8 protein-coding genes and 1 pseudogene are annotated in these 9,644 nt (G+C 63.5%); 3 read left to right on the top strand and 6 right to left on the bottom strand.

What is annotated here, in order from left to right:
- A partial coding sequence (gene ptsP / locus EN935_RS11405) for a phosphoenolpyruvate--protein phosphotransferase (protein ID WP_127373325.1) occupies window positions 1-2,141 on the bottom strand: 2,141 nt, incomplete at its 3' end.
- 83 nt (window positions 2,142-2,224) lie between these two features.
- Complete coding sequence (locus EN935_RS11410) at window positions 2,225-3,478, bottom strand: aspartate kinase (protein ID WP_013529459.1); 1,254 nt, start codon at window positions 3,476-3,478, stop codon at window positions 2,225-2,227.
- Window positions 3,479-3,738: 260 nt separating this feature from the next.
- On the opposite strand from EN935_RS11410, the gene EN935_RS11415 reads away from it, so the two are divergent.
- Entirely contained in the window at window positions 3,739-5,577 is a 1,839-nt protein-coding gene (locus tag EN935_RS11415; protein WP_127373326.1) for a CHASE3 domain-containing protein, read from the top strand.
- 97 nt (window positions 5,578-5,674) lie between these two features.
- Window positions 5,675-6,424: a bifunctional 2-polyprenyl-6-hydroxyphenol methylase/3-demethylubiquinol 3-O-methyltransferase UbiG gene (gene ubiG, locus EN935_RS11420; RefSeq protein WP_109658617.1), complete on the top strand. Its 750-nt coding sequence runs from the start codon at window positions 5,675-5,677 to the stop codon at window positions 6,422-6,424.
- Here ubiG and EN935_RS41970 read toward each other — a convergent pair.
- Together EN935_RS41970 and EN935_RS11430 are read right to left on the bottom strand one after the other, a co-directional pair.
- Window positions 6,387-6,927, bottom strand: a pseudogene (locus EN935_RS41970) (flavin reductase family protein). The gene ubiG and the pseudogene EN935_RS41970 overlap by 38 nt on opposite strands.
- Window positions 6,928-7,169: 242 nt before the next feature.
- Window positions 7,170-8,084: a DMT family transporter gene (locus EN935_RS11430; RefSeq protein WP_109658616.1), complete on the bottom strand. Its 915-nt coding sequence runs from the start codon at window positions 8,082-8,084 to the stop codon at window positions 7,170-7,172.
- Window positions 8,085-8,171: 87 nt separating this feature from the next.
- On the opposite strand from EN935_RS11430, the gene EN935_RS11435 reads away from it, so the two are divergent.
- Complete coding sequence (locus EN935_RS11435) at window positions 8,172-8,666, top strand: MarR family transcriptional regulator (RefSeq protein WP_206532389.1); 495 nt, start codon at window positions 8,172-8,174, stop codon at window positions 8,664-8,666.
- A gap of 4 nt (window positions 8,667-8,670) precedes the next feature.
- Here EN935_RS11435 and EN935_RS11440 read toward each other — a convergent pair whose 3' ends face one another.
- Window positions 8,671-9,096, bottom strand: coding sequence for a DUF1178 family protein (locus EN935_RS11440; protein ID WP_109658615.1), 426 nt, complete (start codon window positions 9,094-9,096; stop codon window positions 8,671-8,673).
- The coding region (locus EN935_RS11445) for a nitrilase-related carbon-nitrogen hydrolase (RefSeq protein ID WP_281040331.1) at window positions 9,093-9,644 on the bottom strand (552 nt) is incomplete at its 5' end. The genes EN935_RS11445 and EN935_RS11440, both read right to left, overlap by 4 nt.

Raw genomic sequence — 9,644 nt, forward strand, 5'->3', positions numbered from 1 at the left:
GCCTTGACCGGGCCGATCGAGGCCGGCGACATCGAGATCGAGCGGAAGCCGAGACCGATCAGCGCCATAGCCGAAATCGGCTTGCCGGCGAGTTCGCCGCACAGGGTCACCGGCGTGTGGTTGCGGACGCCGGCATCGGCGATCTGCTTCAGGACGCGCAGGAACGGCGCCGACAGCGTGTCGAAGCGGTTGGCGAGTTGCGTGTTGCCGCGGTCGACGGCCATGACGAACTGGAACAGATCGTTCGAACCGACCGAGACGAAGTCGACCGCCTTCATCAGCTCATCGAGCTGGAACAAGAGCGATGGCACTTCAAGCATCGCCCCCAGCTTCAGGCTGGTCGGCAAATGATGGGCAAAACGCGAGAGATGCCGCACCTCGCGGTCGATGATCTCGCGCGCCTGGGCGATCTCGCCAAGCTCGGTCACCATCGGCAGCATCAGCTTGAGTTCACGCCCGCCACTGGCCTTGAGCAGCGCGCGGATCTGGGTGCGCAGCAGCCCCGGTCGGTCAAGCGTCAGGCGGATCGCCCGCCAGCCGAGCGCCGGGTTCTCTTCCTGGATCGCGCCCTTGAAATAGGGCAGCACCTTGTCGCCGCCAATATCGATGGTGCGGAAGGTGACCGGCTTGCCGCGCGCTGCCTCGAGCACGTCGCGGTAAAGCTTTTCCTGGGCCTCGGCACGGGGAAATGTCGAAGCGACCATGAACTGCAGTTCGGTGCGGAACAGGCCGATGCCGGCCGCACCCGCTTCGGCAAGCTGCGGCAGGTCGACGGCAAGCCCGGCATTCATCAACAGGTCGACCTGGACACCATCCCTGGTCATCGACGGCTTCTTGCGCAGCTCGCGATAGACTTCTTGCCGGCGAGCCCGGAAACGCACCTTTTCGGCATAGGCGGCTTCGAGATCGGGCTGCGGCCGCAAATGGATCACGCCCTCTTCACCGTCGACGATGATGGCGTCGCCGTTTTCCGCCATGGAAACCGCGCCCTTCATCTGGCCGGCGACAGGGATGCCCATGGCCCGCGCGACGATAACGACGTGGCTGGTCGCAGCACCATCCTCGAGCACCAGCCCGCGCATCTTGTCCCTGGGATAGTCGAGCAGTTCGGCGGCGCCCATCGAACGGGCGACGATGATGGCGTCCTTCGGCAGCGATGCGGCGACATCTTCCGGCCCGCGCCCCATCAGCTGGCGCAGCAGCCGGTTGGCGAGGTCGTCGAAATCGCTCATCCGCTCGCGCAGATAGGGGTCGGTCATGTGCAGCATGCGGGCGCGCATGTCGCTCTGCACCTTTTCCACGGCAGCCTCGGCGGTCAGGCCGTTGCGGATCGCCTCTTCCAGCCGGCGCACCCAGCCGCGGTCGTTGGCGAACATACGATAGGCTTCCAGCACCTGGCGATGCTCGCCCTCGAAGGCGACGTCGCGGCGTTCGAGCATGTCGTCGATGGAGAGCCTGAGCGAGCCGAGCGAGGTTTCGAGCCGGCGGACCTCTTCCTCGCTGTCTTCGTTGAACAAATTGGTGACGACGATGCGCGGCTCATGCAGCACGACATGGCCAAGTCCGACGCCGTCATTGAAGGAAAGGCCGGTGAAGCTGACCGGACGGCGCAGATCGAGCTCGAGGCCGGGCCTGGTCAGCCGCGCCAGATCGCCGGTGGCGATCATCTCGGCGATCACCATTGCGGTGGTTTCCAGCGCCTCGACCTCGTCGTCGCGGTAATGGCGCATGGTCTTGTTCTGCACCACCAGAACGCCCAGCGTGCGCCCTGCCCGCAGCACCGGCACGCCGAGGAAGGAGTTGTAGATCTCTTCCCCGGTCTCCGGCAGATAGGCAAAGGCCGGATGTTCCTGCGCATTGGAAAGGTTGAGCGGCCGCGCACTGGCCGCGATCGTGCCGACCAGGCCTTGCCCCAGTCGCAACTGCGCAAGGTGGACGGCGTTCGGGTTCAGACCTTCGGTGGCGTAGAGTTCGAGCACCGAATCGGCACGCAGCACATAGAGCGAGCAGACTTCGGCGACCATGTTGGAGGCGATATCGCGCACGATCCGGTCAAGCCGCTCCTGCGGCTCCAGCGGCTCCTGCATGAGCTCGCGGAGCCGTTTCAGCAAAACGCGCGGGCCACTGGCCTGATCACGCATCGCGGCTTCTTCTCCAATGGGCATTCTGCCCGCCGCAGTTTCCACTGCGACCGGCGCACACGCAACAACTCAAATCGTTCTCGCTACTGCTTATCCAGACCGTAGACGGAATGCAAAGTACGAACCGCAAGTTCGGTGTACGGACCGTCGATCAGGATCGAAATCTTGATCTCGGAGGTTGTGATGGCGCGGATGTTGATCGACTTGTCGGCCAGCGCCTTGAAAGCGGTGGCGGCGACGCCGGCATGGCTCCTCATGCCGATGCCGATGACCGAAACCTTCGACATGCCGGCTTCCGACTGCACGACATCGTAGCCGATCGACGCCTTGAGGCGCTCAAGCACGGCCAGCGCCTTGTCGACATCGCCCGACGGCACGGTGAAAGTCATGTCGGTGAACTTGCCGTCCTCGGAAATGTTCTGGACGATCATGTCGACATTGATGTTGGCCTCGGCCAGCGGCCCGAAGATGCCGGCGGCGACGCCCGGCCGGTCGCCGACGCGGCGCAGCGAAATCTGCGCTTCGTCCTTGGCATAGGCAATTCCGGTGACGACCTGCTGTTCCACGATCTCTTCCTCGTCGCAAATGAGCGTTCCGGGCGGATTGAGCAAATCCCCCATTCCGGGCGCATCGGGATCGTCGAAGGACGACCGCACGAAGGTACGCACCCTGTGCACCATGGCAAGCTCGACCGAACGCACCTGCAGAACCTTGGCACCGAGCGAGGCCATTTCAAGCATTTCCTCGAACGAGATCTTGGCCAGCCGCCGCGCCTTGGGCTCGATGCGCGGATCGGTGGTGTAGACCCCGTCGACGTCGGTATAGATATCGCAACGATCGGCCTTGACCGCCGCGGCGATGGCTACCGCACTGGTGTCGGAGCCGCCGCGGCCGAGCGTGGCGATGCGATTGTCCGGACCGATGCCCTGGAAACCAGCGATCACCGCCACTTGGCCCTCGCCGAAGCGCTTGATCAGGAAGGCACCGTCGATGTCGAGGATGCGCGCCGCACCATGCGCATTGTCAGTCTTGATCGGGATCTGCCAGCCCTGCCACGAACGGGCATGCACGCCCATGTTCTGCAAGGTGATCGCCAGGAGGCCGGCCGTGACCTGTTCGCCGGAAGCGACGACCGCGTCATATTCGCGTGCGTCGTGCATCGGCGAGGCCTCGCGCGTCCAGCCGACCAGTTCATTGGTCTTGCCGGCCATCGCCGAAACCACCACGGCCACCTCATGGCCAGCGTCGACCTCGCGTTTGACGTGACGCGCCACATTGCGGATGCGGGCGATGTCGGCGACGGAGGTCCCGCCGAATTTCATCACGATGCGCGCCATGGAAGCGAAATGCCTTTGACTGAAGCCGGACCCCAGCCCAAAAAGCAGGAATCCCGAAAAGCGGAAGGCCGGCTGACGCCGGCCGCTGAATGCGCGGCCTCCTTAGCCAAATGATGAAGGTTTCGCAAGGCTGGCGGCGGATTGCCGGCTTCAAGAAGACGGCATATTGCGTTCCACCCCGCCACCGCCTACGAAATGCTGCCCGCGGGAAATTCCTTTTTGGTCCGGTATTACAGATGATTGCTCGTCTTCGACGCGCCATGCGATGGCAATCACTCCCGCTTGTCATTGGCTTCGCGGTGTTGGCGCTGATCGTCGGCAGCCGTGCCATGCTGGTCGAGGGCCAGAGAGCCAATCGCGGCGCCGCGCGCGAGGCAATCGAATATCAAGAATTGCTTTCCGGCCTGCTTTCGCTGGCGCAAGACGCGGAGAGCGGTCAGCGCGGCTATCTGCTGACCGGTGAGAAATCCTATCTCGAACCCTATCGGCGGGCTGTCGGCGCCATTCCGGGGCAACTTGCACGCATCGACAGCATGACTGCCCCGGACGACCAGGTCGTCCAGCAGATCAACCATATCAAGGACGCACTTTCGCAAAAGCAGGCTGAACTGGCCGAGACGATTGCCCTTTACGACCATGGCAATGCGACGAAGGCGCTGGATCTGGTCCGCAGCGGTCAGGGCAAGGCCGTCATGGACGAAATCCGGACCAGCATGGATACGATCCGACGCATCGGCGCCGCCGCCGTCGCTGCGCGCGACGAGAACACCGACCGCGTCGAGGCCTGGCTGCGCATCGGTTCGCTGGCGGCGCTGCTGGCGATATTCCTGCTTGGCGCCTACACGATCAGGGAATCGCGCCGCCGCTTCCACGAGGTGGCTGTCGCCCAGGATGAGCTGGTGCGCAAGAACATCGCGCTCGGCAATGAGATCCAGACGCGGGAAAAGGCCGAATCCCAGATCCGCCAGATGCAGAAAATGGAGGCGGTCGGTCAACTCACCGGCGGCATCGCCCACGACTTCAACAACATGCTGGCGGTGATCATCAGTGCCATGAACCTTGCCCAGCGCAAGCTGGCGCGTGGCGAGCACGACATCGCAAAATTCATCGAAGCGGCAATCGACGCGGCGAACCGTGCCGCCAATCTGACGGCCCGGCTGCTCGCCTTCTCGCGCCAGCAGCCACTGGCGCCGCAAATCGTCGACGCCAACCGTCTGCTGACCGGCATGTCGGACCTGATCCGGCGAGCGCTCGGTGAAACCATCCGCATCGAAACCGTGTTAGCGGGGGGCTTGTGGAAGATCCATGCCGACCCGAGCCAGATCGAGAACGCCATTCTCAACCTGGCCGTCAACGCCCGTGACGCCATGGGCGGTGACGGCAAGCTGACCATCGAGACCGCCAACAGCCATCTCGACGACAGCTATGCTGCCACCCATGCCGAGGTCGCGGCCGGCCAGTATGTGATGATCGCCGTCAGCGACACCGGTTCGGGCATGCCCCCCGAAATCATCGCCAAGGCCTTCGAGCCCTTTTTCACCACCAAGCCGGTCAACAAGGGCACAGGCCTGGGGCTGAGCCAGGTGTTCGGCTTCGTCAAACAGTCGGGTGGCCACGTCAAGATCTATTCCGAACCCGGCGAAGGCACGACAATCAAGATCTACTTGCCGCGCTTTTTTGGCGCCGAAGAAGCAGCCGTGCCGACGGGACGAGGCGAGAATTCCGCTCCCATCACCGAAACGATCCTCGTCGTCGAGGACGATGCCCGCGTGCGTGCCTCCACCACCGATGCCTTGCGCGAACTCGGCTACGCCGTCATCGATGCCGCAAGCGGCCAGGAAGCGTTGCAGAAGCTGGCGGAAACCCCGGGCATCGCGCTTCTGTTCACGGATATCGTCATGCCGGTGATGAACGGCCGCAAACTGGCGGAAGAAGCAATCGCGCGCATGCCGCAGCTGAAGGTGATCTTCACCACCGGCTTCACCAGGAACGCCGTGGTCCACAACGGCGTGCTTGACCATGACGTGCACTTCCTGGCCAAGCCCTTCACCATCGAGCAACTGGCGGCGAAACTGCGCGCCGTGCTGGACACGAAGTAGGTCGGCCACTCTGTCAGCCCCTTGGCAGCATCGAAAATTGTTGCCTTGACATTCGCGGCCCCACACCCGACTTCCTAGCGCTCGAGGAGACCAACCGATGCCAGAGCCCCGACGATCGACGATCGATGCCGGAGAAGTGGAACGCTTTTCCGCCCTTGCCGCCGAATGGTGGAACCCGAACGGCAAGTTCCGTCCCCTGCACAAATTCAATCCGGTCCGGCTGTCCTATATCCGCGACCAGATAGCGGCGCGCTTCGGCCGCGATCCACGCGCTGCAAGGCCTTTCGAGGGCCTGCGCATCCTCGACATCGGCTGCGGCGGCGGCCTTTTGTGCGAGCCGATGGCGCGGCTTGGCGCCGAAGTTGTGGGCGCGGATGCTTCCGAAACAAACATCGAAGTCGCGAAGCTGCACGCGGCCGAGGGCAATGTCAGCGTCGATTATCGCGCCACGACAGCCGAGGACCTTGCCGACGCCGGCGAAAAATTCGACGTCATCCTCAACATGGAAGTGGTCGAGCATGTCGCCGACATCGACCTGTTCGTCGCCAAATGCGGCGAGATGGTCCGGCCTGGCGGCATCATGTTCGTGGCCACCATCAACCGCACGCTGAAGGCGCTCGGGTTGGCCATCATCGGCGCCGAATATGTGCTGCGCTGGCTGCCGCGTGGCACCCACCAGTTCGGCAAGCTGGTGCGCCCGGAAGAGCTCGAAAAGGCGCTTGGCGGCGCCGGCCTGACCATCATCGACCGCACCGGCGTCACCTACAACCCGCTTGCCGACCGCTGGGCGCGGTCGAAGGACATGGACGTCAACTACATGGTCCTGGCGGAAAAAGGCTCGGTCTGATCAACCGTACTTCTCTTGGAATTAGCTCCAGGGTGTGGCCGGCATCGTGGGTGCGCACGGCCTCGACCGAGCCAATGACGATCGAATGCGTGCCGCGATCGATCATCTCGTCGAGGCTGCAGTCGAGGGCGGCCACCGCATCCGAAAGCAACAAAGCTCCGGTCTTGAGCGTCATCCATTCGGCGCCCTCATAGCGGTCCTTGCTCTTGATGCCGCCGAAACCGGAGAACCGCTCGGCCACCCTTTGATGCTGGGGGCCAAGCGAGTTGACGCCGAAATGCCGGTAACGTTCGATCACCGGCCAGGTCGACGACGACCGGTTGACACAGGCAATCACCTTAGGCGGTTCGGCCGACAGCGAGACGACCGAAATGACCACCAGGCCTGAGCGATCCTCCGGTGCCAGCGGTGATGACGCTGACATTGCCGACGATCAGCCGCATCGCGGCCCGAAAGTCCGCGCCATCGACAGGAGTTCCCTCTGGAACCTTTGCTTCGGTCATGGCGTGCTCCAAAAGCAATTCCAGGAAAAGTGTGACACGGTTTTCCCGGGAAAAGCGCATAGCGCTTTCCCTTGGGAATTGCGACAAAACAAAAAACTCGAGCGGTTTGGCGTTTCCGTGAAACGATCTCGTCCCTGGAGCGTGACAGATCGATGGCCGGCGTGAACAGGAAGTCGGCGTTGCGGACCGCGAACCCGGTGGCGAAGAGAACGAAACCAGCGCCGGCTGAGGCGCAAGCGCGCTCACGCCGCCTGGCTTTGCGCCTTCCTGCTGGGCTGACTTTGCGCCATGGTGGTGATGAACACGCCAGCGGTGATGATGACCGCGCCTGCCCAGGTCAGCAGCTGATAGTGCTCGCCAAGGAAGATCGTGCCGGCAAACAGGCCGACGGCCGCCGCCACATAGCCGATCTGGCTGAGATAGACCGGGCCGCCAACCGCCTGCAGCCGGAAGAAGAAGGCGAACATCGCCGATGCCGACGCAACCTGCGCGACGACGACCAGCGGCACGCCGCCGAGTGAAGCGAAGGCCTTGACGCCGAACAGGGCGAGAATGCCGACAAGCAGCATCGCCGCCGACGCCAAATGGCTGCCGACGGCAAGCTCGATCGGGCCGGTGCCTTCCGGCCAGTCGACCGTGCGGTAAATGTTGCCGGCGGCAAGGCTGACCGGGATGAGCAGCCCCATCACCACCCAGAACAGATCGGCCGGCTGGCCGGCCTCGCCGCGCGTCACCGCCACCATGACGGCGCCGACAAAGCCGACGGCGATGCCGACAATGCCTAGCATGTTGGGGCGCCGGACACGCAACAGGATCGAGAACACCAGCGTGATGACAGGCGACAGCGTGAACATGATGCCGGTGTAGCCGGCGCCCAGATGCGGGATGGCCGAGAACATCAGCAGATTGGGGACGGCATAGGACACCGCCGCGGTGACGAAGAAATAGCGCAATTTGTGCGCGGTGAGCCGGACGCGCTGACCGCGAGCCAAGAGCACGCACAGCAAGACGCCGCCGGCGCCAAGCGAGATGACGAAGGCCCAGACCATGGCCGGCACGCCGGCAGCCGTGGCGAGCTTGCCGAACGGCAGTGTCAGGCCGAGCAGGCCGCCGGTGACGACCAGCAGGCCGAGCGCCGAATCCCAGAGAAATTTCATGATTGAACCCTGTCGCCGCGGCCCTTGGCCGGCATTGTATCTTGAGGTAAGATAATGGAAAGATTCTTAACGTCAAGATATATGATGATGAGACAGTTGGATAGAGCAGCAAGAGCGATCGAGCAATGGAAGCGGGAGCGGCCCGATCTGGACGTCTCGCCGATGGCCGTGCTCGGGCGGCTGAACGAGGCCTCCTCGCTGATCGCCCGCGAGCGCCTGGCGCCGTTGTTTGCCCGCTATGGATTGCAGTCGGGAGAGTTCGATGTTCTGGCGACGCTGCGCCGCTCGGGTTCACCCTACGCGCTGACGCCGACCGCGCTCTATGAGGCGACGATGGTGACCTCAGGCGCCATGACCAACAGGCTCGACCGGCTGGAAACGTCCGGATTGATCCTGCGCGGGCCGCACCCCAACGATCGTCGCGGCATTGTCGTGAGGCTGACTGAAAAGGGCCTGACGCTAATTGACGAGGCTGTTAGCGCCCATGTGGCCAACGAACACGAGGTTCTTTCCAGCCTGACGCAGGCCGAACGAGAAACGCTCGCTCGGCTGCTTGAGAAATTGATCGGCAGCGTGAGCTAGCCGGTCAATTGCGGTCGTCCGGGAACACCGGGATCGGCATGAACTCGACGCCGTCCTCGGCCAGGCTCTTGGCCTCTTCCAGCGTCGCCTCGCCATAGATGCCGCGCGGGTCGGTTTCGCCGAAATGGATCTTGCGCGCTTCCTCGGCGAACTTGTCGCCGACATAGTCGGCATTCTCGCGCACCTTCTCGGCCATCGCCTTCAGCTGCGCCAAAGCCTGCTTCTGCGCCTCTCCCATGGCGAGCGCTATCGTTTCCTGCTTGCGCGCCGTGGAGACCGCCGGCGCCATCAGCGCTTTCTGCACCTTGTGCGAGCCGCAGGTCGGACAGTCGACAAAGCCACGCTTCTTCTGAGTGTCGAAATCGTCATTGCTGCGGAACCAGCCTTCGAATTCGTGCTCGTGCTCGCAGATCAGGGCAAAACGGATCAAGAGGCTGCACCCCTGAGCCGCGGCGCCTCGCCCAAGCCGGCATTGACGGCAAAATCTCGCGCATTTTTGAGGTTTGGAATCTTCTTGCGCGCGGCAAGCGACTGCGCCGAGTCGATCTCGGCGACGATCACCGCCGGCTCGTCATGCGCGGCTTCCGCGATGATACGGCCCCACGGATCGACGATCAGCGAATGACCGTAGGTCTCGCGGCCGTCCTCATGCAGGCCGCCTTGCGCGGCGGCGACGACATAGGCGCCGTTCTCGATGGCGCGCGCCCTGAGCAGCACGTGCCAGTGCGCCTCGCCCGTCTGGCGGGTGAAGGCGGCCGGCACCGAAAGCAGATCTGCGCCGGCCAGTGCCTCGGCGCGGAACAGTTGCGGAAAGCGCAGATCGTAGCAAACGGCGAAGCCAAGCTTTGCACCCTCGATCTCGGTGACGACGGCCTCGGCGCCCGGTTCATAGGCGGCGGATTCACGCCACGACTCGCCATTATCGAGATCGACGTCGAACATGTGGATCTTGTCGTAGGTGGCGAGCGTAGCGCCGTC

Origin of the sequence: Mesorhizobium sp. M7D.F.Ca.US.004.03.1.1, from assembly GCF_003998635.1 — a bacterium.
Taxonomy (GTDB): domain Bacteria; phylum Pseudomonadota; class Alphaproteobacteria; order Rhizobiales; family Rhizobiaceae; genus Mesorhizobium; species Mesorhizobium loti.